This window comes from Streptomyces sp. NPDC107559, assembly GCF_055657365.1.
Map to the genome: position 1 here is coordinate 213,852 of NZ_JBVKBD010000007.1, position 24,942 is coordinate 238,793.

A 24,942-nucleotide genomic window follows, 5' to 3' on the forward strand; every position below is an offset into this window, starting at 1 on the left:
CTCTCACCAGCATCACCCCTGGGGAAGGCGCCCGGCGCCCGTGGCCACTGTGAGTTTCCTCTGAGTCCGCCGTGCGAGGCGCCCGCTCAGAGCGATCTCAGAGGTTCGGCCCGCACAGTGGCGGGCGGAACGGACGGCAGGACGGAAGGACGTACATATGACCACCGTGGACGAGCACCGGGCGGCGACCGCCGTACCACCGGCCGCCCGGCGCTCCCCCGCGGGTCCGGTGCTCGCGCTGCTGTGGGCGGGTGCGTTCGCCGTGCTCGCGCTGTGGTGGTCGGACACCGGTTCCGTGATCGGCGCGGCGGGCTGGCTGACCGGCGCCGGGCGGATCGCCGGGCTGCTGTGCGGGTACACGTGCGCGGTGCTGTTGGGCCTGATGGCGCGCGTGCCGCTGCTGGAGCGGCGGATCGGCTCGGACCGGGTGGCCCGCTGGCACGCCATGGCGGGCCGGTACACGGTCTGCCTGCTGGTGGCGCACGTGGTGCTGATCCTCGCCGGGTACGCGGCCCAGGACCGCCAGTCGGTCCTGCACGAGACGGTGACCGTGATCCTGGACTACCCGGACATGCTGAAGGCGACCGCGGCCACCGTGATCCTGTTCGCGGTCGGCGTCTCCTCGGCCCGCGCCGCGCGCCGCCGGACCAGCTACGAGTTCTGGTACTACGTCCACCTGCTCACGTATGCCGCGGTGTTCCTCGCCTTCGGCCACCAGCTGGCGCTCGGCGACGATTTCAACGGCGCCGCGGTGGCCACGGCCGCCTGGTACGTGCTGTATCTCGGCGTCGCGGCCCTGGTGCTCTGGTTCCGGATCCTGGTACCGGTGCGGCTCAACCGGCGTCACCGGATGCGGGTCGAGTCCGTGCAGCGGGAGGCGCCGGGGGTGTACTCGGTCGTGGTGCGCGGTCTGCGGCTGGACGAGACGGGCGCCCGGGCGGGCCAGTTCTTCCGGTGGCGGTTCCTCGGGGAGGGCATGGGCTGGACGTCGACGCCGTACTCCCTGTCCGCGCCGCCCCGCCCGGACCTGATGCGGATCACGGTCAAGGCGCTCGGCGGGCACAGCGCGGCGGTGTCCCTGCTGCGGCCGGGCACCCGGGTGTGGGCGGAGGGGCCCTACGGGTCACTGACCGCCGACCGGCGCACCGCCGCCAGGTCGCTGCTGATCGCGGGCGGGGTCGGGATCACCCCGCTGCGGGCGCTGTTCGAGACGCTGCCGGGCGAGGTGACCCTGCTGTACCGGGCGCGCACCGCCGAGGACCTCGCCCTGGGCCAGGAGCTGGAGGCGCTGGCGCGCTGGCGGGGCGCGAAGGTGCTCTACGCGCTCAACGGCCCCGACGGGGAGCGCCCCGACCTCTCCGCCGGTGCGCTGCGCTCGGCCGTCACCGATCTGGCCGGGCACGACGTGTACCTGTGCGGTCCGCACTCCTTCGCCCAGGACATGTACCGGGCGCTGCGTGCCGCCGGTGTGCCGGACCGTCGTATCCACCACGAGTCGTTCGAACTGTGAGGCCGTCGTGCACCCGTTGAAGAAGAACCGTCCACTGCGCCGGATCGTGCTGTCCGGAGCCGCCACCGTCTGCGCAACGGTCCTGCTGCTGTCGTTGAAGCCGCACACGAGCACCGCCTTGGCCGTGGCCCCGCCCGCCTCCTCGGCCGACTCCTCCGGCTCCGGTTCATCGGGTTCGTCCGGTTCCGGCTCGTCCGGTTCATCCGGTTCCTCGGGCACGAGGACGGTCACCGGGGAGACCGTCCAGACCCGTTGGGGCCCCGTCCAGGTGCGGATCACCCTGAAGGACGGCAGGCTGACCGAGGTCACCGCGGTCACCTACCCCCAGGAGAACCCACGGGACCAGGAGATCAACAGCTACGCCGTCCCCCAGCTGCGACGGGAGGCGCTGGCGGCACAGAGCGCGGAGATCGACACCGTCTCGGGAGCGACGTACACCAGCGACGGTTACCGCCGGTCACTCCAGTCCGCACTCGACTCCGCAGAAAGCTGAACACTCGGGAGACTCGGCACGTATGTGTGGGCCAAGGGTCAAGTCTCCACGGAGGAACCGTGACCACCACGCTCGCGGGCGGCCGTGCCGCCCGACGCCAGACGATGCGCCGCATCCGTCCGCGCCGCTCCCCTGCCGTCCCCCTGCTGCTCGCCGTATGGGCGGGCGCGATGGGGGTGCTGTGGCTGTGGTGGCACAACACACCGTCGATCGCCGACGACAACAGCAAGATCCTCAACGCGGGCCGGATCACCGGCCTGCTGGCCGGATACCTGATGGCCCTCGTCGTCCTGCAGATGGCCCGGGTCCCCGCGCTGGAGCGCCGGGTGGGCTCCGACCGGGTGGCCCGCTGGCACGCGATGAGCGGCCGCTACACGCTCTCCCTGGTCATCGCGCACGTCTTCCTCACGATGTGGGGCTACGCGCTCCAGGGCGGCAGGACGCTGGGCGACATCGTCCAGCAGACGATCGACTCCATCAACCAGCTGCCGGACATGGGCAAGGCCGCCATCGGCACGGGCCTGCTGGTCGTCATCGGGCTGGTGTCGGTCGGCGGCATCCGCAAGCTGATGCCGTACGACACCTGGTACCACATCCATCTGATGACGTACGCGGCCGTGTTCCTGACGTTCTGGCACCAGATCACCACCGGCAACGACTTCGCCGTGGAGCCGGTCGCCAAGACCGTCTGGTACGCGCTGTACGGCTCGGTCACCGCGCTGGTCCTCTGGTACCGCATCCTCACCCCGATCCGGCTGAACATGCGGCACCGGATGCGGGTCGAGGCGGTCATCGAGGAGACGCCCGGCATCGTGTCGGTGCTGATCGGCGGCAAGAAGCTGCACCGGATGGGCGCGGAGGCGGGACACTTCTTCCGCTGGCGGTTCCTGGCCCCGGGCATGCGCTTCAGCTCGCACCCGTACTCGCTGTCGGCGGCCCCCCGCCCGGACATGCTGCGGATCACCGTCAAGGCGATCGGCGACCACAGCGCCGCGCTGCGCAAGCTGCAGCCCGGAACCCGGGTGTGGGCCGAGGGCCCGTACGGGGCGATGACCGCCTCCCGGCGCAGCCAGGGCAAGGTGCTGCTGGTCGCGGGCGGCGTCGGCATCACCCCGATGCGGGCGCTGTTCGAGACGCTGCCCGGCGCGGCCGGCGACATCACCCTGCTCTACCGCGCCAACACCACCCAGGATCTGGCGCTGTGGGACGAGCTGTCCAAGATCGCCGCCGAGCGTGGCGCACGGCTGATGTACGCGGTCAACAGCCCCGACGGCGAGCGCCCCGACATCTCCGCCGAGACCCTGCGCCGCAAGATCGGGGACATCGAGCGTCACGACGTCTTCATGTGCGGGCCGCCCGGCTTCGCCCAGCAGGTGTACGAGGCACTGCGCGGCGCGGGGGTCCCCGCCCGGCGCATCCACCACGAGTCGTTCGAGATGTGAGCGACGGGAGCCAGGAGCGATGAAGAAGAGCCACCCCCTGCGGCGTATCGTGCTCGCGACCGCCGCCACCGTGTCCGGAATCGTGCTGCTGCTGTCGCTGAAGCCGACGACCGACCCGAACGCCGCGCAGGCCGCCGGCGCGATCCCGCAACAGACGGCCGCGGCACAGGAGTCGGCCCAGGGCGGCGCCGCGGCCGCCGGGTCCGGCACGGTCACCGGACGCGTGGCCCAGACCCAGTACGGCCCCGTCCAGGTGCGCCTGACCATGAGCGGCGGCAAGATCACCAAGGCGGAGGCGGTGCAGGCCCCCAGCGGCGGCACCAGCACCCAGAAGACCGAGCTGGCCGTGCCGAAGCTCAACCAGGAGGCGGTCGCCGCGCAGAGCGCGGACATCGACGCCGTCTCCGGCGCCACGTACACCAGCGCCGGCTACAAGCAGTCCCTCCAGTCCGCCCTGGACCAGGCGAAGGCCGCGGGCGGCTCCGCCGCGGGGAGCAGCACCGGCGGCGGGAGCGGCAACGCGGGCGGCAAGGCCTCGGCCCCGGCCGCGCAGGCCCGCACCGTCACCGGCAGCGTGGCGCAGACCCAGTACGGCCCGGTCCAGGTCCGGATCACGGTCAGCGGCGGCAAGATAACCAAGGCGGACGCGGTGCAGGCCCCCAGCGGCGGCACCAGCAGCCAGAAGACCGCCCTGGCCGTGCCGAAGCTCAACCAGGAGGCGGTGGCGGCCGGCACCGCGGACATCGACGCGGTGTCGGGGGCGACCTACACCAGCACCGGCTACAAGCAGTCCCTCCAGTCCGCCCTGGACCAGGTCGGTGGCTGAGCCGGTGGCCGAGTCGGAGACCGGTTCCGCGCAGGATCCCGCCCCGGTACGGCACGCGGAGGAGGTCATGGGGACCGTCTTCTCCTTCGACGTCCGGGGCGGGGAGCCCGGCGCCGTGCGGGCCGCGCTCGACACGGCCGTCGCCGAACTGCACCGGGCCGACGACGTGTTCAGCACCTACCGCGAGAACAGCGAGCTGTCCCGGCTGGCCCGCGGCGAGCTGTCCGTCGAGGAGTGCACCCCCGAGATGGCCGAGGTGCTGGAGCTGGGCGCGCAGGCGGAACGGCTGAGCGACGGCTGGTTCAGCACCACCTACCAGGGGCGTCTCGACCCTACCGGGATCGTCAAGGGCTGGGCGGCCGAGCGGGCCGCCCGGCGGCTGGCCGTCGTCCCCGGAGTGAGCGGGGTGAGCGTGAACGGCGGCGGTGACGTCCAGCTGTCGGGCACCCCGGGACCGCAGCGGCCGTGGCGCGTGGGGGTGGCCGACCCGCTGCGGCCGGGCGGGCTTGCGGCGGTGATCTCGGCGGCCGGTACCGACCGGCTGGCGGTGGCCACCTCCGGTACGGCCGAGCGGGGCGCGCACATCGTGGATCCGCGCACCGGGCGTTCGGCGGTGACCGACCTGGTGGCCGTGACCGTGGTCGGCCCCTCGCTGACCTGGGCCGACTGCTGGGCCACGGCCGCCTTCGCGATGGGCTCGCGCCAGGCGCTGGCCTGGCTGGAGGACCTGCCGGGGGTGGAGGCGCTGCTGATCACGGCCGGCGACGAGGTGCGGTGCACCGGGGGGCTCGCGGCCCGGCTGGGCTGAGCGCCCCGCGAACTCGGAACCCGGCTGCGGACGGCAGCCGGGTCAGTGGCCGTTCTGCGCCAGCCGCAGCAGATGGTCGGCCAGCGCCTGCCCCCCGGTCGGGTTCCGGCTGATCAGCATCAGGGTGTCGTCGCCGGCGATGGTGCCCAGGATGTCGTGCAGTTCCGCCTGGTCGATCGCCGAGGCCAGGAACTGCGCCGCCCCCGGCGGGGTACGCAGGACCACGAGGTTGGCGGAGGCCTCCGCGGAGATCAGCAGCTCCTGGGACAGGCGCCGCATCCGCTCCTCCTTCGCCGACTCCCCCAGCGGGGCGCGCGGGGTGCGGAAGCCGCCCTCGCTGGGAACCGCGTAGATCAGGTCGCCGTCGTTGTTGCGGATCTTCACCGCGTTGAGCTCGTCCAGGTCCCGGGAGAGCGTCGCCTGGGTGACGGTCAGCCCGTCGTCGGCGAGGAGCTTCGCCAACTGGCTCTGGGAGCGCACCGGTTGCCGGTTGAGAATGTCGACGATCCGGCGGTGGCGGGCGGTGCGGGTCTGCGGTACGGCCGGCCCCCCGGTCTGGTCGTGGTCCTGCGCCTGGCTCATCGTCGTCTCATTCCCCGGATCATCCGTCCCCCTTGGCCACGTCCAGGATGCCGGGCATCGCCCCGAGCAGCGCGTCCACGTCGTCGTCGCCGAGGTTCAGCGCCGGCATCAGCCGTACGACATCGGGTGCGGGCGCGTTCACGAGGAGACCGGCGTCCTGGGCCGCCTGCTGCACCTGCTGCGCGAGCGGCTCGGTGAGCACGATACCCAGCAGGAGTCCGGCGCCCCTGACGTGGTCGATCAACGGGTGGCCGAGCGACTCGATCCCGGCGCGCAGCCGCTCGCTCTGGTTCTTGACGTTCTGCAGGAGGCCGTCCGCGGTGATCGTGTCGAGGACGGCGAGTCCGGCCGCGCAGGCGACGGGGTTGCCGCCGAAGGTCGTGCCGTGGTGTCCGGGGCGCAGCAGTTCGGCGGCGCGCCCGAAGGCGACGGTCGCGCCGAGCGGCAGCCCGCCGCCCAGGCCCTTGGCGAGGGTGACGACGTCGGGCAGGACACCCTCGTGGGCCTGGTACTCGAACCAGTGGCCGGTGCGGCCGATGCCGGTCTGCACCTCGTCGAGGACCAGCAGCGCGCCGGTGGCGGCGGTGATCGCCCGGGCCGCCTTCAGATATCCGGCGGGCGGGACGACGACACCGTTCTCGCCCTGGATGGGCTCGATGACGACCAGCGCGGTCTCCTCGGTCACCGCGGCGGCCAGCGCCTGCGCGTCGCCGTAGGGCACGTGGGTGACGTCGCCGGGCAGCGGCAGGAACGGCTCCTGCTTGCCGGGCTGGCCGGTGAGCGCGAGCGCGCCCATGGTGCGGCCGTGGAAGCCGCCCTGGGTGGCGACCATGCGGGTCCGCCCGGTCAGCCGGCCGATCTTGAAGGCGCCCTCGTTGGCCTCGGCGCCGGAGTTGCAGAAGTAGACCTTGCCGTCCCGGCCGAAGTGCTGGAGCAGCCGTTCGGCGAGGGCGACGGGCGGTTCGGCGACGAAGAGGTTGGAGACATGGCCGAGGGAGGCGATCTGCCTGCTGACGGCCTCGACGACCGCGGGGTGGGCGTGGCCGAGCGCGTTGACCGCGATGCCGCCGACGAAGTCGACGTACTCCTTGCCGTCGGCGTCCCACAGCCGGGTGCCCGCGCCGCGTACGAGGGGGAGTCGCGGGGTGCCGTAGTTGTTCATGAGGGCGCCCTGCCACCGCTGGGTGAGGTCCTCGTTGGCGGTCATGTGGGGTCCCCCTCCTCGTCGGGCACGACCATCGTGCCGATTCCTTCGTCCGTGAAGATCTCCAGCAGGATCGAGTGCTGGACGCGGCCGTCGATGACGCGGGCGGTGGTGACGCCGTTGCGTACGGCGTGCAGGCAGCCCTCCATCTTCGGCACCATGCCGGAGGACAGCTCCGGCAGGAGTTTCTCGAGCTGGGACGCGGTGAGGCGGCTGATCACCTCGTCGCTGTTCGGCCAGTCCTCGTACAGTCCCTCGACGTCGGTGAGGACCATGAGGGTCTCGGCGCCCAGTGCCGCAGCGAGTGCCGCAGCCGCCGTATCAGCATTGACGTTGTAGACATGTCCGTCGTCCTGGCTCCGGGCGATCGAGGAGACGACCGGGATGCGGCCGTCGGCGAGGAGCGCCTCGATGGCGCCCGTGTCGATCGCGGTGATCTCGCCCACCCGCCCGATGTCGACCGGCTCGCCGTCGATCTCGGGCCGGTGCCTGGTGGCGGTGATGGTGTGCGCGTCCTCGCCGGTGAGGCCGACGGCGAGCGGGCCGTGCTGGTTGAGCAGTCCGACGAGCTCGCGCTGGACCTGCCCGGCCAGCACCATGCGTACGACGTCCATGGCGTCCTCGGTGGTGACCCGCAGGCCCGCCTTGAACTCGCTGACGATGCCGTGCCGGTCGAGGGCCGCGCTGATCTGGGGGCCGCCGCCGTGCACGACGACCGGCTTGAGGCCGGCGTGGTGCAGGAACACGATGTCCTGCGCGAACGCGGCCTTCAGCTGCTCGTCGATCATGGCGTTGCCGCCGAACTTGACGACGACGGTCTTGCCGTTGTGCCGGGTCAGCCAGGGCAGCGCCTCGATGAGGATCTCGGCCTTGGGCAGGGCGGTGTGTTTGCGTGTGGTGCTCATGAGCTGTACGCGCTGTTCTCGTGGACGTAGTCCGCGGTGAGGTCGTTGGTCCAGATGGTGGCGGTCTCGGAGCCGGCCGCGAGGTCGGCGACGATGTGCACCTCGCGGTAGCGCATGTCGACCTTGTCGCGGTCCTCGCCGACGCCGCCGTCCTTGCACACCCAGACGCCGTTGATGGCGACGTTCAGCCGGTCGGGCTCGAAGGCGGCGGAGGTGGTGCCGATGGCGGACAGCACGCGTCCCCAGTTGGGGTCCTCGCCGTGGATGGCGCACTTGAGGAGGTTGTTGCGGGCGATGGAGCGGCCCACCTCGACGGCGTCCTCCTCGGTCGCGGCGTTGACCACCTCGACCTTGATGTCCTTGCTGGCGCCCTCGGCGTCCCGGATGAGCTGCTGTCCGAGGTCGTCGCAGACGGCCCGGACGGCCTCGGCGAACTCCTCGTACGGCGGGGTGATCCCGGAGGCGCCGGAGGCGAGCAGCAGCACGGTGTCGTTGGTGGACATGCAGCCGTCGGAGTCGACGCGGTCGAAGGTCGTACGGGTCGCGGCGCGCAGGGCCCGGTCCAGTACGTCGCTGCCGAGGTCGGCGTCGGTGGTCAGGACGACGAGCATGGTGGCCAGGCCGGGGGCGAGCATGCCCGCGCCCTTGGCCATGCCGCCGACGGTCCAGCCGTCCCGGGAGACGACGGACGTCTTGTGGACGGTGTCGGTGGTCTTGATGGCGATGGCGGCCTTCTCGCCGCCGTGCGGGCCGAGTTGGGCGACCGCCTTGTCGACGCCGCGCAGCAGCTTGTCCATGGGCAGGAGGACGCCGATCAGGCCGGTGGAGCAGACGGCGATCGTGCCGGCCGCGTGGCCGCCCGTCTCGTCGTACCCGGCGCTGTTGAGCGACTCGGCGACCTTCTCGGCGGTCGCGTGCGTGTCCTGGAAGCCCTTCGGTCCCGTGCAGGCGTTGGCGCCGCCCGAGTTCAGGACGACGGCGGTCAGTTCACCGCCCTTGAGGACCTGCTCGGACCACAGCACCGGCGCGGCCTTCACGCGATTGGAGGTGAAGACGCCCGCGGCGGCAAGGCGGGGCCCGGTGTTGACCACCAGGGCCAGGTCCGGGTTGCCGTTCTCCTTGATCCCGGCGGCGATGCCCGCCGCCGTGAATCCCTTGGCTGCCGTGACGCTCACGGTGCGACTCCGATCGTGGAAAGCCCGGTGGTCTCGTCGAGTCCCAGGGCGATGTTCATGCTCTGGACGGCACCGCCCGCGGTGCCCTTGGTCAGGTTGTCGATGGCGCTGATCGCGATGATGCGGCCCGCTGCCTCGTCGTACGCGACCTGCACCTGAACAGCGTTGGAACCGTAGACGGACGCCGTGGCGGGCCAGCGGCCCTCGGGGAGCAGATGGACGAAGGGCTCGTCGGCGAAGGCCTTGGTGTAGGCGGCGCGCACCGACTCGGCGGTGACGCCCGGCCGGGCCTTGGCGCTGCACGTGGCGAGGATGCCGCGGGGCATCGGCGCGAGGGTCGGGGTGAAGGAGACGGTGACCGGCTCGCCCGCGGCCGCGGCCAGGTTCTGGATCATCTCGGGGGTGTGCCGGTGGCCGCCGCCGACGCCGTAGGGCGTCATCGAGCCCATGACCTCGCTGCCCAGCAGGTGCGCCTTGGGCGCCTTGCCCGCGCCGGAGGTGCCGGAGGCGGCGACGATCACGGCCTCGGTCTCGGCCAGCCCGGCGGCGTACGCGGGGAACAGCGCGAGGGTGGCGGCGGTCGGGTAGCAACCGGGCACCGCGATGCGCTTGGACCCCTCCAGCGCGGCGCGGCCACCCGGAAGTTCGGGGAGGCCGTAGGGCCAGGTGCCGGCGTGCGCGGAGCCGTAGAACCGCTCCCAGTCGGCCACGTCCTTGAGCCGGAAGTCGGCGCCCATGTCGACCACGAGGACGTCCGGGCCGAGCCGTTCGGCGACGGCGGCGGACTGTCCGTGCGGCAGGGCGAGGAAGACGACGTCGTGCCCGGCGAGAATCTCGGGCGTGGTCGCGGCCAGGACGCGGTCGGCCAGCGGCAGCAGGTGCGGCTGGAGCGCGCCGAGCCGCTCGCCCGCGTTGGTGTTGCCGGTCAGGGCGCCGATCTCGATCTCGGGGTGCGCGAGGAGGAGGCGCAGGACCTCTCCGCCCGCGTATCCACTCGCTCCGGCCACCGCTGCTCGTACCGCCATGTCACCCTCCTCCTGGATGGCATGACTATACGTATCGCTGCACGTTTATGCAATCTCTCTGACGGCGCTCCTCCCGGCGTCCCGGACGGCACCCGCGCCGGGATCCGCCTCGAGATCCGCTCCGGGATCCGTGACGGCGGGCCCGCCGGGCGACATGACCCAGCGGGAGACCACGAACGTCACCGGGACCGCCGCCATGGACGCGGCGAGCGGGGCGAAGCGGCTCCCCTGGTGCAGGACGTCGACGATCACGTACACGCCCGCCGTGGTGATCAGGAAATTGGCCGCATTCGTCAACGGGAACAGCAGGAATTTCCGCCAGGTCGGTCGGGTCCGATAGGTGAAGCGCGCATTCAGAAAGAAAGAACCGGTCATGCTCAGTAAAAATGCAAACACATGAGCGGCCAGATAGGGCAAGGAGAGAAGAAACAGAAGGTAAAAACCGTAGTACGTGGCAGTGTTGATCACACCGATCACGGCGAAGGTGATGATCTGCCGGCGCACGGGCCGCGGTCTCTGGTCGGGTGTCACGGAATCAGGTCTTCCACTCGTCGTACGTTGGTCGCCTTCACCAGGAAGTGCGGGCGCCGCTTCACCTCGTAGTAGATCCGGCCCGTGTACTCCCCGATGACCCCCAGCATGGTCATCTGGACCCCGGCGAGCGCCGTGACGGCGGTGATGACCGTGACATAGCCGGGCGTCTGCACGCCGTTGACCAGCGCCGCGCCCACGATCCACGCCGTGTACAGCCCGGCGCACAGCAGCAGGGCCATGCCGAGGTAGAGAGCGGCCCGCAGCGGCCGGTTGTTGAACGACAGCAGTCCGTCGATCCCGTAGTTGAGCAGGCCCCGCAGACTCCACGAGCTGCGGCCGTGCTCGCGCACCGCGTTCTCGTACTCGAAGGTGGTGGCGGCGAACCCCACCCAGGCGAACAGACCCTTGGAGAAGCGGTTGTACTCGCTGAGCGCCAGGACCGCGTCCACCACCCGGCGGGACAGCAGCCGGAAGTCCCCCGCCCCGTCCACGAGCTCGACGTCGACGAGCCGGTTGACGAACCGGTAGTACAGCCGGGCGGTGACGGTGCGCAGCATCTTGTCGCCGCTGCGGGTGCGCTTGGCGATGACCTGGTCGAAGCCCTGTTCGCGCAGGTCCACCATGCGGGTGATCAGTTCGGGCGGATGCTGGAGATCCGAGTCCATGACGACCACGCAGTCCCCCGATGCGTGGTGCAGACCGGCCAGCAGCGCCGCCTCCTTGCCGAAGTTCCGGCTGAAGGAGACGTACCGTACGCGCGAGTCCTGGGCCGCCAGCCGCATCAGGACGGCCAGCGTACGGTCGCGGCTGCCGTCGTCGACGTACACGAACTCCATGTCGTGACCGCGTGGCAGGAGCTCCTCCGCGACCCGCTGGACGTGGTCGTGGAAGCGCTCGATGACGTCTTCCTCGTTGTAGCAGGGTGCGACGATCGAGATGAGCATGGTTCTTCTCCCCCTGTGGCGCGGTGTCAGAGCACCACTCGTGCGTCGGTGCGGTCGGATGGCCGGGTGGTCGTCGAAGGTGTCCTCGCACGCCGTCCGCGGACGGCGGTGAGCACACCGAGCAGGGTCAGCGCCAACAGCGACACTCCCCCGGCCGCGGCGCCCAGGCGCAGCCCGGGCGGATGGAACGTGCAGGTGAGGCTGGTCGAGGTGCCGTCGAGCGGGACGGCGATCAGGCCGTGGAAGCTCTCGGCGGGTACGGCGTCGGCGGCACCCGTGGCGCAGCGCCAGCCGGCGATCCGCGGGGCCGCCAGGACCGCGGTCCCGCGGCTGCCCGCGGGGAGCACGGCCCGGACGGTGCCGTCGGAGACGGTCACCTCGGTGGCGCCGGTCGCCGTGAGACGTTCGACCGCGGTGCGCAGCCGGGCGGTGTCCAGGCAGCCGACCGCGCCGTCCGGGACGGTGCTCGTCGCGTCCGGGGACAGCTCGATCGTGAGGTGTCCGGACGCGGGCACCCGGCCGAGGCGCTGCATGGAGGCGATCGCGGTGGCGAGGTGGTCGGAGCGGAAGCGGCCGGTCGGGGCCGTCTCCGGGGCACCGGCCAGGCGGGCGGTGCCCGAGAAGTGCGGTGCCCACAGATAGATCTCGCTGCCGGGCCGGCAGCGGGCGGTGATCGCCGGCCGCGGCCCGGTGGCCCCGGCGGCGAGCGTCCCGAGGCGCACGCCGCCGCCGCGGGGCGCCACCGGGCCGGCGGCGGTGCGCACGGTCAGGCGGGGCACGGTGTAGACGCGGGTGCCGAGCAGCAGTTCCTGGTTGCGGTACGGGGACGGGCCGAAGCCGGGCCGGTCCGCGCCGGTGCCGGACGGCCGCACGGTGACCAGCGGCGGCACCGGCTGCCGGGACACGGTGGTCCGGCTGCCGTCCCGGGGGAACCGCTTCTGGTCCGGGTCGGGCGGGGAGTGCACCCGGGCGCCGACGGAGAAGATCGCGTCCGTGACGGCGTTGTCCAGGCTCTGCAGGTTGCGGCCCCGGGAGGTCCAGCCGCCCCCGAGCGCGGTGAGGGTGCGGCTGAGGACGTCGGAGGTGAGGCTGCTGTAGTACGGGGCGCCCTGGCCGCCCACCTCCATCGGGTCGTTGCCGGCAGTCTGCTCCCGGCCCGGATCGGTGCGGTAGCGGGGCCAGCCGTCGGCCGCGGCGATCAGCTCCGCCTGGGTCTGCCGACGGGCGCCCCAGGGGCTGTGGTCGTCCATGCGGGTGGCCCGCGACCGCGTGGCCACGGCGGAGGTGGCGGCGGCCTCGCCGAACTGCCCGCCGAGCAGCAGGACCGCGGCCAGCCCGGCGAGGACGGCGCGACGGCGGCCGCCGTCCCGGTGCGCAGTGCCGGCCGAACCGTCCGTGCGGTACGTGCGGTCCGCGCGGCCCAGCAGGGCCAGGCCGGTCAGTGCCGCCAGGGCGGCGAGCACGGCGATCGGCAGGGTGAAGGAGTGGTGGGCGGGTTCGCTGCCGGCCGCCACGGCCATGACCAGGGCGAGCAGCCCGGCCGCCGCGAGCAGCGCGCGCGGACCGGGAGGACCGTAGGAGAGCGAGGTCCAGGCGGCGATCACCAGCAGCCCGCACAGCACGAAGGCCTGGCGGTACGCGCTGCCCTGCGGGGTGGCGAAGGCGTGCCAGACCAGATGGGTCGGCCCCCAGCGCATCGACAGGGTCATCGCCACCACCAGCAGCGTCCACGCGGCGCGCACCCGCCGGGGCACCGCCCGGTGGAAGGGCAGGGCGAGGGCGAGCAGCAGGGCCGCGGTGCCCACGTAGACGGCCGGGCTGCTGAAGCTGTACGACGTCGGCAGCAGGTGGGCCAGCAGGTACTCGAACGCCAGCGGCCGGAACTCGGTGACCCGGCCCGGATAGGCGTGTCTGGTCCCGAAGTACACGACGGTCACCAGCGGCGCGGCCAGACCGATGCCGAGCACGGTGCTGCGTACCGCCCGGCCCGCGGCCGCGAGCAGCTGCCGCGGCGGGAGGCCGCAGAGCGACAGCCGCAGCAGCAGCACCAGACCGGCGCCGAGGGTGGCCATGTACGCCGTGTAGAAGTTGGCGATCCAGGCGAGGGCCACGACCAGCGCCCCGAGCACCGGCCGCCGTCCGTGCAGCGCCCATTCGCCGACCAGGCACAGCAGCGGCAGGGCGATGAGACCGTCGAGCCACATCGGGTTGACCGTGGCCATCAGCACGCTCCAGCCGCACAGGGCGTAGGAGGCGCCGAGCAGTCCCGCGGCCCACCAGCGGCCGGGCCGCAGGGCGAGCAGCAGCCAGGCCATGGCCGCACCGGCGCAGGCCGTCTTCAGCACGGTGATCACGTACACCGCGAGGTCGATCTCGTCCCGCGGGAAGACCGCCACGAGCAGGGCGAACGGGCTGCTCAGATAGGTGCCGAGGTCGGGCAGGAAGCTGGCGCCGAACCCGGACCGCCAGTTCATCAGCAGGCCGCCGTCGGCCCGGCCGTGCAGCAGGTCCCACAGGTACGCGTGGAACGGCACGTACTGGTTGCCCAGGTCGCTGACGTTGCGGGGGCGCGGTCCGAAGGGGTAGCTGCGCGCCACGATGTCGGCGGCGCAGGACACGAGGACCGTGATGGCCGCGGCGAGCAGGGCGGCTGCCTGTTCCGGCCGGACGGCCGGGCGGGGCGGCCGGAGCCGGACACGGAACCGGGGCGTCCGGCCGGACCGCGGTGGGGCGGACGGCGCGGGTGCGGTCGGCGGCGCCGGGGGGACGGTCGGTTTCACGCCTTGCTCCGGAATGGACGGCTCCGCGTGTTCCTGTGAGGAATGCCACACGAAGGAGCGGTAAGCAAAGTCGAGTGTTCCATTGTTCGCAGACCCCCCGGGGAAGCGGCACGCATGACGTCTCGTCCAGGGGCGTCACTTCCCCCGCATTATTGATTCGCCGCCTTAGACGGGCCTGGATTCCGAATGGTTGTGCCGTGTACGGGAATTGATGAAGTTCCCTTCGGAAACGGCCACAGGCCACACGAACAGCCCGGTTAACTCCGAGAGAACACCTGGGTAATGGAATTCGTCCTGCATGCAATTGCGGGGTTGAAGGCCGGGATTACGGGGGGGAGATGGAGGGCCGCGACTGCGAGACGGAGGGCCCTGGTGCGCGGCTCGGCTTGACCTGGAGCGCGCTCCAACTCCTACGGTCTCCGCCATGAACCCGAACAGCACCCGTGAAGAGCGTTTCGCCCATGGCCTGGAGGTCCTGAAGAGGGTCGACGGCGAGGCCGGGCAGCGGGTCGTCGACGCGCTCGACGACGTCAGCCCCGAGCTCGGCCACCAGGTCGTCTCCTGGGCCTTCGGCGAGATCTACGACCGGCCCGGACTCGTCCCGCGGGACCGCCAGTTGGTGACCCTGGGTGTCCTGACCGCGCTCGGCGGCTGCGAGGCGCAGCTCGACGTGCATGTGAACGCGGCCCTGAACGTGGGCCTCACGCCTGAGCAGATCACCGAGGCGCTGCTGCACGCGGCCGTCTACTGCGGTATGCCCCGGGCGCTGAACGCGACCTTCGCCGCGAAGAAGGTGTTCGCCGAGCGTGGGCTGCTGCCGCTGGGGCAGCAGCCCACCGGTGCGCCGGCTACCTCCGCCTGATCCGCAGGAAGGTGACGGAGTCCGCGGGGAAGGTGTACGTGAACCGGTCGGCGACGCCGGTGAGGATCGACGTCACCGGCGCCACCTCGGTCCGCGTCTCGGTGTTCACCGCGTCGGGGGCGGCGGCCAGCGTGGTCACCCGGGCCCTGTCCGCCACCCGGGCGCCGCCGAGGTCGATCGCCGTACGGGCAGCCGAGGAGCGGGCGTTGACGACCTTGACGATCAAATCACCGGTCCGCCGGTCCTCGGTGACGACCTGCCGGAACGGCTCGGCCGGCTTGTCGTCGGTGAAGCTGCCCCACACCTCGCCGTCGAGGTAGAGGGTCACCTGGCGGCCCCGCACCTTGATGCCGACGTCGTAGGTGCGACCGGTCTCGATGGTCCCGGGCTTGGCGATCAGCGTCGACTTGCCGCCGTCCACGGCCTGTTCGACGGCGCTGGTGGTGTTGTTCCAGCCGCCGAGGTTCCACCAGTAGTAGTTGCCGGTGTCCTGGACGCCGAAGGCGACGAGGAAGCCCTCCTTGCCGGACTTCTTGGTGGCCTGCACGCTCAGGTCGTAGTCGTGCCAGGCGGTATCGCCCGCCGAGACCATGGTGTTCTCCGCGGTCACGTCGCTCTGGACGTACTGGCCGTCCTGGACGCTCCAGCTGCCGCCGCCGGTGTGGGTCCACCGGGAAGCGTCCTGACCGAAGTCGTCGTCGAGCAGGGTCGTGCCGTCCGCGCCGGTCACCCGCACGTCGTCGTAGGCGGCCGTCGTCGCCCAGGTCGACAGGCCGACGGCGCCCGCGATGGGGCCGCTGACGGAGGGTGTGGTGGAGGCGGTGCTGGGCACCACGCGGTCGCCGACGTTGGTCATGAACAGCTTCTGGACCTCGTAGTTGGCCGAGCCCCAGGACGCCTGGTTGTTGAACCAGACCAGGTCGGGGCTCCACTGGACGTAGTCCTCGTTGGCGAGCAGCGGTGCGTAGGAGGCGAGTTGAACGATGTCCGCGTTGCGTTCCAGGCCGGTCATGTATGCGGCTTCGGCGAGTCCGTTCTTGAAGGCGTTGCCTCCGGAGGCGTACTCGCCGAGGAACACCTTCGGGCCGCCGCGGTCGTAGGTGTCGTAGCGGTCGTTGTTCTGGAGGAACCACTGCGGGCTGTTGTAGTAGTGCTCGTCGACCAGGGCGACACCGGCCTCCCGGTTGAGCCGCCAGGCCGTGTCGAAGGTCGTACCGGCGTCGTCCGGGCCGGAGTTGGAGACGAGGGTGATGTCCGGGTAGGCGGCCGCGACGGCGGCGCGGAACTCCTTGAACCGGGCGAAGAACTCGGCCGGGAGGTTCTCCTCGTTGCCGACCTCGATGTGGGTGAGGCGGAAGGGCCGGGGGTGACCCATCCGGGCACGCAATCCGCCCCAGGTCGAGGTCACCGGACCGTTGGCGAACTCGATGAGGTCGAGGGTGTCCTGGATGTGCCGCCGGAGCAGGGCGTCGTCGTCGACGGCCCGGTTCTGGCCGCACCCGGTCACCAGGGCGGGCACGACGGGCAGCGGCATCGCGCCGACGTCCTCGGCGAGCCGGAAGTACTCGTAGTAGCCGAGTCCGTAACTCTGGTTGTAGCCCCAGAAGTTGGCGTTGGTGGCGCGCTGCTCGACCGGGCCGACGGTGTCCTTCCACTGGTAGGAGCGGGCCCGCTGCCAGCCGGAGGCCTCGCTGTAGTCCTGCATCGAGCCGGTGTTGACCAGGCAGCCGCCGGGGAAGCGCACGAAGCCCGGGTGCAGGGCGGCGATCTTCTCGGCGAGGTCCTTGCGCAGGCCGTTGGGCTCGTGCCTGTAGGTGTCGCGCGGGAACAGCGACACCATGTCGAGGGCGGCGGCGCCGGTGGAGGCCACGGCGAGCCGGCCGGTGCTGCTGGTGCGGCTCGCGGTGAACGTGGCGGTGTACTTGGCCCAGCCGCCCCGGGCGGCCACCCGGCGGGCGGGCGCCAGCGTGCCGTCGGCGTCCTGGAGGGAGACGGTGAGCGTGCTGCCGCTGTCACTGCGGGCCCAGACCGAGAAGTCGTACCTGCGGCCCTCCCGCACGCTGACGCCGGTGTTGTAGCCCGCGTTCGTGACTGCCGAACCAGGGCTCATCGAGAGGTAGTTGCGGTTGCGCTCGGCCAGGCGGCCGGCGTCGTCGACGACCTGGGCGCCACCGGTGACCGTCCAGGAGGTGAGCGGCGTGTAGGACCGGTTGTCGGTGCTGGAGTACTCGAACGAGCGGTTCTGCACGAGTTCGGCGTACAGCCCGCCGTCGGCGGCGCGGTTGATGTCCTCGAAGAAGACGCCGTACATCGTGTCGGCGATCTTGGCGCCCCGGGCGGCCGGGTCGACGGTGATCGCGTAGTCGGTGACGTCCTCGGCGTGCGCGGATGCGGGAAGCCCGGCCGAGGCCAGCAGTAAGGCGACGGCGGCGAGGCCGAGCCGCCGCCAGGTACGGATGGTGCGTGACATGGACACTCCGCGACTCTGTAGGAGTTGTGAGCTGTGCGAGTTGCGAGCTGTGCGAGTTGCGTTGTTCGACATTGCGAACACTGGTCAGCACTTCGAACGGCACCCTAGGGAGGAGGCATGAGCGCGTCAATGGGACGTGCGGTGGCTCCCGGGGCGGGGCTGCCGGGGCGGGGCTGCCGGACACCGGCGGCCAGGACATAGGGTCGAGGCCATGGATGTGCTGCTTCCCTACCTGGTCACGGCCGGCTGTCTGGCGGTCGTCCTGGGGCTGTTCACCCGGCTGGCCCGGCGGATACGACGGCGCGGCACCGCCGGTGCGGGTCTGGCGGCGGCGCTGGCCTCGTACGAGGAGGCGTTCCGCGCCACGAGCCATGCCGCGCACCACGAGATCCAGGCCCAGGCGCGGCGCAGAGCGCCCGCCGACTCGCCGGACGGATGGCGGCGGCGCCGGCCGAGGGGGCGGGGCTGACATGGGCGGCTCCCAGCGCGAGCCCGACGCGCCTGACGCGCCGGGCGGCTCGCGGCCCGTGCCCGATGGGCCCGACACGCCCGACGGCTTCCGGCCCGTGCCCGATGTGCTGGCTCACCTGGCCGGGCACTGGCGGGTGACCCGCACCGTGCGGGATCTCGCCGGGGGCGAGGAGGGCCGCTTCGAGGGGGTCACCGGCTTCGGCCCGCTGGACGGCGGCGGACTGCTGCACCGGGAGACGGGCCGGTTCGTCTGGCGGGGCGTCTCCCGGCCCGCCGAGCGGACCCTGCGGTTCCTGCCGGGCACGGCACCGGGCACGGCGGACGTACGGTTCGCGGACGGGCGGCCCTTCCATCACCTGGACCTGACGTCCGGACGGTACGTGGCCGACCACCCCTGTGCCGCCGACTTCTACCGCGGCGAGTTCACCGTCCGGGACGGGGACCACTGGCGGACGGTCTGGCGGGTCGGCGGCCCCGCGAAGGACCTCGTGCTGACGACCGACTACGTACGCCTGCCGGGCGACTACGTCATCCGCGAGGGCTGAGCGGCCGTGGAGTCGAAGCGCAGGTGCCAGCGGCCCGCGCGGCCGCTCACGGTGATCGCCGACAGGGACCGGACGTCCATGTTCCAGTACGTCGAGGGCGGCGCCTGCAACGCGTACACCAGGGCCGCGCGGATCACGGAGGGCTCGGCGACGGCGACGATGCGGCCGCCGTCCTCGACCGGACGGGTGTCCAGCCAGCCGCCGACCCGGGAGATGAAGGCGAGCAGCGGCTCACCGCCGTGCGGGGCGGAGCGCGGGTCGGCGAGCCAGGCGTCCACGGACTGCGGTTCCCGGGCCATCGCCTCGCCGATGGTCAGCCCGCGCCAGCGGCCCATGTCGCAGTCCCGCAGGGCGAGCTGGACGAGCGGCGCGTAGCCGAGGGCGTCCCCGGTGGCACGGCTGCGCGGGTTCGGCGAGCAGTAGCGCAGATCGGCGGCGGCGAGCGGCAGCAGTTCGCCGGCCACCCGCTGCACCTCCTGCCAGCCCGCCTGGTCCAGCGGCCGGTCGTCGTCGAAGCGCTCGGCGAGCAACGGGGAGCTGCGCGCGGCTGCGACGAAAGTGACCCGAAGTGCCATGCGGCGATCGTGAGCCGCATGGGCCCACCGGTCAAGGGTTCCCGCCCGTGCGTTACCGGCGGTGCATCATCTTTTACCCGAGGGTCGGGATCTGCCGGGCAAGTCGCACCAAAACTTCACTCGAAGGTAAGGACCATCCACCGGTCGGGGACGTCCAGCGCCCGGAATCCCACCTTCTCGTAGACCCCGTGGGCGTCGTGGGTGGCCAGCAGCAGGCGGCGCAGCCCGTACGGCCGCAGGTGCTCGCGCACGGCGGCCACCAGGGCCGTGCCGATCCCCTTGCCCCGCACCGACGCGTGCACGTACACGTCGCACAGCCAGGCGAAGGTCGCCCGGTCGGTGACGACTCGGGCATAAGCCACCTGTTCGCCGGAAACCGTGTCGTACACGCCGAAATTGAGCGATCCGGCGACGGCGCGCTCGTGCTTCTCCCGCGACCGTCCGATCGCCCAGTACGCGTCGGTGGACAGCCAGTGGTGCACGCGCTCGACGTCGACGCGGTCCGGGTCCGTGGAGAGCTCGTACCCCTCGACGAGACCCCGGGGGTCGGGCGAGGCGGACGGGGCGGAAGTGTCGCTGAGGTCGGTCATGGCGGGATCCTCACAGCTCAGCCGCCGCGTGTCGAAGGGTTTGCGGAGGCCGGGAGCACCTCGTCGCAGGCCGCGCGCAGCCGCCGTACCCCCTCGGTGATCTCCCCGGTGCCCGCGACGGCGGCGAAGCTCAGCCGCAGGTGTCCGGCCGGGGGTTCGGCGCTGAAGTACGGACGGCCGGGGGTCAGCGCGACGCCCGCGCGCAGGGCCGCGGCGGTCAGGGCCGCCTCGTCGGTGCCGTCGGGCAGGCGCAGCCACAGGTGGTAGCCGCCGGACGGAACGTGCGGCAGGGCGAGTTCGGGCACGGTCAGGCGCAGGGCGGTGGTCATCGCCTCCCGGCGGGCCCTCAACTCCGCTGAGATCGCGCGGAGATGACGCGGCCAGGCAGGCGATCCGACGAGTTCCAGGGCGGCTTCCTGAAGCGGCCGGGGGACGAAGAAGCTGTCGACGACCTGGATGGCGCGCAGTCGTTCCAGGACCGGGCCGCGCGCGGCCAGGGCGCTGACCCGGAAGCTGGGCGAGGTGGCCTTGGTGAGCGAGCCGACGTGCACCACGACGCCGTCCGGGTCGTCCGCGGCGAGCGGCCGCGGCAGCTCACCGGCGTCCTCGTGCACGAGCCGGCGCACGAAGTCGTCCTCGACGACGAACGCGCCGGCCTTGCGGGCGATGCCCAGCACCTCGCCGCGGCGGGCGGGGGCGAGCACGGCGCCGGTCGGGTTCTGGAACAGCGGTTGGCAGACGAGGAGGCGGGCGCCGGTGGCCCGGAAGGCGTCGGCGAGCAGGTCCGGCCGCACCCCGTCCGCGTCCACCGGGACGGGCACCGGGCGCAGGCCCGCCGCGCGGGCGATGGCCAGCATCCCGGGGTAGGTGGGCGACTCCACGAGCACGGGGGCGCCGGGGGGCGCCAGCGCGCGTAGCGCGGTGGTCAGCGCCGCCTGGCCGCCCGCGGCGACCAGTACCTCGGCGGCCGTGACCGACCCGCCGATGTCCCGGGCGAACCACTCGCGCAGTTCCGGCAGCCCTTCCATGGGCGGCCGCCCCCATGCCCCGGGGCGGCGCCCGGCGCGCGACAGGGCCGCGGCCATGGCCCGCTCGGGCTGGAGCGTGGGATGCAGATAGCCGCCGTTGAACTCGATCACTCCGGGCGGCGGCGCGGCGAGCGAGACGGTGACCCCGGCGGCGTCCACCGTGCGCGGTACGAGGTCGGCGGCGCCGTCCGCGCTGAGGGCGACCTCCTGCCAGGAGGTGTCGCCGACGGACGCCGCACCGGTGCGCGGGCGCGCCCGGAACGCGCCCGCGCCGGGCCGGGTGACCACCAGCCCCTCGGCGGCGAGCTGGGCGAGGGCGCGCGAGACGGTCACCGGACTGACCCGGAACCGCTCCACGAGCGCCCGGCTCGACGGCAGCTTTCCACCCGGAGAGTAGCGGTCGAGCTCTCTTCGCAGCCGTTCCGCCAGTTCTCCTACGCTGCTACGCTCATACATGAGAGCACAGAGTAGCGCTACTGCCTCGACCCGGATAGCGGTCGGCACCCCCACCCCGGACGGCACCTCCACCGGCACCCCCACCCTCGGTCACCCCGCCCCGGGTTCCGCCGCGGGCCCGGCGCAGGCCGCGCTCGGTGTCGTCGCCTTCTCCCTCACCTTCCCGGCCACCGTCTGGGGCCTGGAGGGCTTCGGGCCCTGGGCCCTGGTCGCCGTACGCAGCGTGCTCGCGGCACTGATCGCGGGCGGCGCGCTGCTCGCCCTGCGGGTACCGCTGCCCGCCCGCCGGCACCGGCCGGGGCTCGCGGTCGTCGCCGCCGGGGTCGTCCTCGGCTTTCCGCTGCTCACCACCCTCGCCCTGCGCACCTCCACCACCGCGCACGCCGCCGTCGTGGTCGGCCTGCTCCCGCTGACGACGGCGCTGCTGTCCGCCCTGCGCGTCGGCGCCCGGCCCTCGCGCACCTTCTGGGCGGCGGCGCTGGCGGGCGCCGCCGCCGTGGTCGCCTTCACCCTGCAGCAGAGCGGGGGCGCCCTGACCGTCGCCGACCTCTACCTCTTCGGGGCGTTGCTGGTGTGCGCGGCCGGGTACACCGAGGGCGGCCGGCTGGCCCGTGAACTGCCGGGCTGGCAGGTCGTCGGCTGGGCGCTGGTGCTGTGCCTGCCGCTGACCGTGCCCGTGGCCGTCGTGGCCCTCGTGCACCAGCCGCCGCACCTCGGCGTGCACAGCGTGGCCGGACTGCTGTGGGTCGCGGCCGGCTCGCAGTTCCTGGGCCTGGTCGTCTGGTACCGGGGGATGGCCGCCATCGGCATCCCGAAGGCCAGCCAGTTGCAGTTGGCGCAGCCGCTGCTCACACTGGTGTGGTCGGTGCTGCTGCTCGGCGAGCACCTCACGCCGGCCGCCCCGCTGACGGCCGCCGCCGTGCTCGTCTGCATCGCCGTCACCCAGCGGGCGCGCGGCTGAGCGCGCACTGGTGAGGAGGCCCGTAGATGCGCGCAACCAAAGGCGACCGGCTTGTCCAGCACGGCAGGGTGGTCGGCCAACACGACCAGGTATCGGAAGTCGTCGAGGTGATGGGCACGGAGGGCAACCCGCCCTACCGCGTCCGCTTCCCCGACGGACACGAGGCAGTGATGTCCCCCGGCCCCGACTGCGAGGTCAAGCACCCCGACAAGGAGCGGTGAGTCAGCGCGGGGGCCTCGCCGGCTGCTCGTAGTGGTCGGCGACCACCCGCGCCATCGCACCGACCGGGTCCGCCGCCACCTCCCGGGCGGCGAAGAAGACATGGCCGCGCACCTGCGGGAGATCCGCGGCGAGCGCGAGGTGGCGGGAGAGTTCGGCCGGGTCCTGCCAGGCCGCGGGCTGGGCCGGGTCGCCGGCCTTGTACAGCGCCTCCCCGGCGTACAGGTCCGTGCCCGTCCCCCGGGCGACCTCCGCCCACCAGGGCAGCAGCTTCGCGTAGTCGGCGGCGGGCAGGCCGATGTTCCAGTACAGCTGCGGGACCAGGTAGTCGATCCAGTGCTCGCGGACCCATCTGCGGGTGTCCGCGTGCAGGTCGTCGTACGTCTGCACGCCCGCGCTTGTGTCGGAGCCCAGCGGGTCGGTGGCGGCGTTGCGCCACACCCCGAAGGGGCTGATGCCGAACCGGGTGCCGGGCCGGGTCCGCCGGATCCGGTCCGCGGTGCCCCGGACGAGCCGGTCGACGTTGTCGCGGCGCCAGGCGGCCCGGTTGGGGAAGGCCCCGCCGTGAGCGTCGTAGGCGGCCTCGTCGCCGAAGGACTGGCCCGGCATCGGGCGGGGATAGAAGTAGTCGTCGAAGTGCACCCCGTCGACCGGGTAGCGGGCGACCGCGTCGAGCATCGCGTCCTGGACGAAGGCGCGCACCTCGGGCAGACCCGGGTTGTAGTAGAGCATCCCGCCGTACGCCACCACCCAGTCCGGGTGCCGCCGGGCCGGATGGGAGGGGACGAGCCGCGCCGGGTCGGTGTCGAAGGCGATGCGGTACGGGTTGAACCAGGCGTGCAGCGCCAGCCCCCGGGCGTGCGCCTCCGCGACGGCCGTGCCCAGCGGGTCCCAGCCGGGATCGCGGCCCTGGGTGCCGGTCAGACACCGCGACCAGGGCTCGTACGGGGAGGGCCACAGCGCGTCCGCCGTCGGCCGCACCTGGAAGATCACCGTGTTCAGGCGGTTGCGCACCGCCGTGTCCAGGTGCGCGATCAGCTCCGCGCGCTGCGCGGCCGCCGTCAGCCCGGGGCGGGAGGGCCAGTCGCGGTTGCCCACCGTCGCCAGCCACACGCCCCGCATCTCCCCGGCCGCGCCGCCCGCCGTACCGCCCGCCGAGCCGGGTGCGCGCCGCCGGTCCGGCTCCACCGGGCCGGCACCCCACGCGGGCTCCCTGGCCCCGGTCCGCCCTCCCGTCGGCTCCGTCCTCGTCGCGCCCGTCTCCGTGACGGCCGTCAGCGCCGTCAGGGCCGCCAGCGCGAACGTCCGCCGGGTCGGTCGGCCCATGTCTCGAGCACCCCCTGCGCCATGGAACCGCGCGGTCACGGAACGTCTTGGCGCCAAGGATGCCGCACCCGGACGATCGATCATCGATACTTGGCGGTAACGTGCACGGACGGAGCAGGCACCGAACCCGGCAGTCCTGCCACCGTCGTGGATCAGCGCAGCGAAAGGGACGATGTGACCGACATCGAACGCGTCGGAGTGGTGGGCTGCGGCCAGATGGGAGCGGGCATCGCCGAGGTCTGCGCCCGCGCCGGTCTGGACGTCAAGGTCGCCGAGACCACCGGCGAAGCCCTGGAGTACGGCCGTACCCGGCTGTTCTCCTCCCTGTCCAAGGCCGCCGAGCGCGGCAAGATCACCGAGGAGGAGCTGGCGGCGACCCAGGCCCGCCTGAGCTTCACGACCGACCTCGGCGAGTTCGCGGACCGCGATCTGGTGATCGAGGCCGTCGTGGAGAACGAGCAGGTCAAGACCCAGATCTTCCAGGTCCTGGACCAGGTCATGACCCGGCCGGACGCCATCCTGGCGTCCAACACCTCCTCCATCCCGCTGGTGAAGCTGGCCGTCGCCACCTCGCGGCCGGACCAGGTCGTCGGCATCCACTTCTTCAACCCGGCCCCGGTACAGCAGCTCGTCGAGCTGATCCCGGCGCTGACCACATCCGAGGGCACGCTGAGCCGGGCGCAGCTGTTCGCCGAGAAGGTGCTCGGCAAGCACGCCATCCGCGCCCAGGACCGCTCCGGCTTCGTGGTCAACGCGCTGCTGGTGCCGTACCTGCTCTCCGCCATCCGGATGTTCGAGTCCGGCATCGCCGGCCGCGAGGACATCGACAACGGCATGGAGATGGGCTGCGCCCACCCGATGGGCCCGCTGAAGCTGTCCGACCTGATCGGCCTGGACACCATCGTGTCGATCGCGAACAGCATGTACGCCGAGTACAAGGAGCCGCTGTACGCCGCTCCCCCGCTGCTCCAGCGCATGGTCGACGCCGGCCGCCTGGGCCGCAAGACGGGCTCGGGCTTCTACACCTACGGCTGATGCGGCAGTCGGCCCCGCGGCCGACTACACCGAGCTACGCCACGCGGGCCCGGCACCTGGGAAGGTGCCGGGCCCGCGGCATTCACACGCCGTGTGCGCGGCGGGCCCGCATATGCCGCGCGCACACTCTCCCCACGCGCCGACCAGGCGAGTTGACTCTTCATGCACATGCAAGG

At 72.3% G+C, this 24,942-nt stretch carries 24 protein-coding genes; 11 read left to right on the forward strand and 13 right to left on the reverse strand.

Annotation, left to right across the window (positions count from 1 at the left end):
• The first annotated feature begins 157 nt into the window (after positions 1–157).
• From ACZ7OY_RS22255 to ACZ7OY_RS22275, 5 genes are all read left to right on the forward strand, one after another.
• Positions 158–1,510, forward strand: coding sequence for a ferredoxin reductase family protein (locus tag ACZ7OY_RS22255; protein WP_471912944.1), 1,353 nt, complete (start codon positions 158–160; stop codon positions 1,508–1,510).
• 7 nt (positions 1,511–1,517) lie between these two features.
• Entirely contained in the window at positions 1,518–2,003 is a 486-nt protein-coding gene (locus tag ACZ7OY_RS22260) for an FMN-binding protein (protein ID WP_471912945.1), read from the forward strand.
• Positions 2,004–2,062: 59 nt separating this feature from the next.
• Positions 2,063–3,445, forward strand: a complete 1,383-nt coding sequence (locus ACZ7OY_RS22265; RefSeq protein ID WP_471912946.1) for a ferredoxin reductase family protein — start codon at positions 2,063–2,065, stop codon at positions 3,443–3,445.
• A 19-nt stretch (positions 3,446–3,464) separates the two neighbouring features.
• A complete protein-coding gene (locus ACZ7OY_RS22270; protein ID WP_471912947.1) occupies positions 3,465–4,271 on the forward strand; it encodes an FMN-binding protein in 807 nt (268 codons plus the stop codon).
• Between the two features lie 67 nt (positions 4,272–4,338).
• Complete coding sequence (locus ACZ7OY_RS22275) at positions 4,339–5,079, forward strand: FAD:protein FMN transferase (RefSeq protein WP_471913136.1); 741 nt, start codon at positions 4,339–4,341, stop codon at positions 5,077–5,079.
• Between the two features lie 42 nt (positions 5,080–5,121).
• On the opposite strand, the gene ACZ7OY_RS22280 is transcribed toward ACZ7OY_RS22275, so the two are convergent.
• The 8 genes from ACZ7OY_RS22280 to ACZ7OY_RS22315 are packed head-to-tail and all read right to left on the reverse strand — an operon-like array spanning position 5,122 to position 14,228.
• The gene (locus ACZ7OY_RS22280; RefSeq protein ID WP_152887942.1) at positions 5,122–5,661 is read right to left on the reverse strand and encodes an arginine repressor; all 540 of its coding nucleotides are present in this window, start codon (positions 5,659–5,661) and stop codon (positions 5,122–5,124) included.
• 19 nt (positions 5,662–5,680) lie between these two features.
• Entirely contained in the window at positions 5,681–6,868 is a 1,188-nt protein-coding gene (locus tag ACZ7OY_RS22285) for an acetylornithine transaminase (RefSeq protein ID WP_471912948.1), read from the reverse strand.
• Positions 6,865–7,770: an acetylglutamate kinase gene (gene argB / locus ACZ7OY_RS22290; RefSeq protein ID WP_384730890.1), complete on the reverse strand. Its 906-nt coding sequence runs from the start codon at positions 7,768–7,770 to the stop codon at positions 6,865–6,867. Before argB ends, ACZ7OY_RS22285 begins: the two co-directional genes overlap by 4 nt.
• Positions 7,767–8,945 (reverse strand): bifunctional glutamate N-acetyltransferase/amino-acid acetyltransferase ArgJ, encoded by a 1,179-nt coding sequence (gene argJ / locus ACZ7OY_RS22295; protein ID WP_471912949.1) that lies wholly within the window; start codon positions 8,943–8,945, stop codon positions 7,767–7,769. The genes argB and argJ overlap by 4 nt, the downstream gene beginning before the upstream one ends.
• Positions 8,942–9,970, reverse strand: coding sequence for an N-acetyl-gamma-glutamyl-phosphate reductase (gene argC / locus ACZ7OY_RS22300; RefSeq protein WP_471912950.1), 1,029 nt, complete (start codon positions 9,968–9,970; stop codon positions 8,942–8,944). Before argC ends, argJ begins: the two co-directional genes overlap by 4 nt.
• Before the next feature lie 45 nt (positions 9,971–10,015).
• Positions 10,016–10,501, reverse strand: a complete 486-nt coding sequence (locus tag ACZ7OY_RS22305; RefSeq protein WP_471912951.1) for a GtrA family protein — start codon at positions 10,499–10,501, stop codon at positions 10,016–10,018.
• The gene (locus tag ACZ7OY_RS22310) at positions 10,498–11,448 is read right to left on the reverse strand and encodes a glycosyltransferase family 2 protein (protein WP_471912952.1); all 951 of its coding nucleotides are present in this window, start codon (positions 11,446–11,448) and stop codon (positions 10,498–10,500) included. Before ACZ7OY_RS22310 ends, ACZ7OY_RS22305 begins: the two co-directional genes overlap by 4 nt.
• 26 nt (positions 11,449–11,474) lie before the next feature.
• Entirely contained in the window at positions 11,475–14,228 is a 2,754-nt protein-coding gene (locus ACZ7OY_RS22315) for a YfhO family protein (RefSeq protein ID WP_471912953.1), read from the reverse strand.
• Between the two features lie 424 nt (positions 14,229–14,652).
• Here ACZ7OY_RS22315 and ACZ7OY_RS22320 point away from each other — a divergent pair, with 424 nt between their 5' ends.
• Positions 14,653–15,090 carry a carboxymuconolactone decarboxylase family protein gene (locus tag ACZ7OY_RS22320; RefSeq protein ID WP_471912954.1) on the forward strand — a complete coding sequence of 146 codons (438 nt, stop codon included), beginning with the start codon at positions 14,653–14,655 and terminating at the stop codon, positions 15,088–15,090.
• Here ACZ7OY_RS22320 and ACZ7OY_RS22325 read toward each other — a convergent pair.
• The gene (locus tag ACZ7OY_RS22325) at positions 15,077–17,560 is read right to left on the reverse strand and encodes an alpha-L-arabinofuranosidase C-terminal domain-containing protein (protein WP_471912955.1); all 2,484 of its coding nucleotides are present in this window, start codon (positions 17,558–17,560) and stop codon (positions 15,077–15,079) included. The genes ACZ7OY_RS22320 and ACZ7OY_RS22325 overlap by 14 nt on opposite strands.
• A gap of 211 nt (positions 17,561–17,771) precedes the next feature.
• Here ACZ7OY_RS22325 and ACZ7OY_RS22330 point away from each other — a divergent pair, with 211 nt between their 5' ends.
• Entirely contained in the window at positions 17,772–18,029 is a 258-nt protein-coding gene (locus ACZ7OY_RS22330; protein ID WP_471912956.1) for a hypothetical protein, read from the forward strand.
• Position 18,030: 1 nt separating this feature from the next.
• Positions 18,031–18,576, forward strand: a complete 546-nt coding sequence (locus tag ACZ7OY_RS22335; protein ID WP_471912957.1) for a DUF6314 family protein — start codon at positions 18,031–18,033, stop codon at positions 18,574–18,576.
• On the opposite strand, the gene ACZ7OY_RS22340 is transcribed toward ACZ7OY_RS22335, so the two are convergent.
• The 3 genes from ACZ7OY_RS22340 to ACZ7OY_RS22350 form a co-directional block, all read right to left on the reverse strand.
• Positions 18,555–19,151, reverse strand: coding sequence for a histidine phosphatase family protein (locus ACZ7OY_RS22340; protein ID WP_471912958.1), 597 nt, complete (start codon positions 19,149–19,151; stop codon positions 18,555–18,557). The genes ACZ7OY_RS22335 and ACZ7OY_RS22340 overlap by 22 nt on opposite strands.
• A 116-nt stretch (positions 19,152–19,267) precedes the next feature.
• Positions 19,268–19,741 (reverse strand): GNAT family N-acetyltransferase, encoded by a 474-nt coding sequence (locus ACZ7OY_RS22345; protein ID WP_471912959.1) that lies wholly within the window; start codon positions 19,739–19,741, stop codon positions 19,268–19,270.
• A gap of 17 nt (positions 19,742–19,758) precedes the next feature.
• A complete protein-coding gene (locus tag ACZ7OY_RS22350; RefSeq protein WP_471912960.1) occupies positions 19,759–21,225 on the reverse strand; it encodes an aminotransferase-like domain-containing protein in 1,467 nt (488 codons plus the stop codon).
• Here ACZ7OY_RS22350 and ACZ7OY_RS22355 point away from each other — a divergent pair.
• Both ACZ7OY_RS22355 and ACZ7OY_RS22360 read left to right on the forward strand, forming a co-directional pair.
• Entirely contained in the window at positions 21,224–22,186 is a 963-nt protein-coding gene (locus ACZ7OY_RS22355; RefSeq protein WP_471912961.1) for a DMT family transporter, read from the forward strand. The two genes, ACZ7OY_RS22350 and ACZ7OY_RS22355, sit on opposite strands and share 2 nt — an antisense overlap.
• A gap of 26 nt (positions 22,187–22,212) precedes the next feature.
• On the forward strand, positions 22,213–22,407 hold the full coding sequence (locus ACZ7OY_RS22360) for a DUF1918 domain-containing protein (protein ID WP_351609514.1): 195 nt from the start codon (positions 22,213–22,215) through the stop codon (positions 22,405–22,407).
• Position 22,408: 1 nt separating this feature from the next.
• On the opposite strand, the gene ACZ7OY_RS22365 is transcribed toward ACZ7OY_RS22360, so the two are convergent.
• A complete protein-coding gene (locus tag ACZ7OY_RS22365) occupies positions 22,409–23,731 on the reverse strand; it encodes a glycoside hydrolase family 10-like protein (RefSeq protein ID WP_471912962.1) in 1,323 nt (440 codons plus the stop codon).
• Between the two features lie 174 nt (positions 23,732–23,905).
• Here ACZ7OY_RS22365 and ACZ7OY_RS22370 point away from each other — a divergent pair, with 174 nt between their 5' ends.
• Entirely contained in the window at positions 23,906–24,766 is an 861-nt protein-coding gene (locus ACZ7OY_RS22370) for a 3-hydroxybutyryl-CoA dehydrogenase (RefSeq protein WP_471912963.1), read from the forward strand.
• Positions 24,767–24,942: the final 176 nt, after the last annotated feature.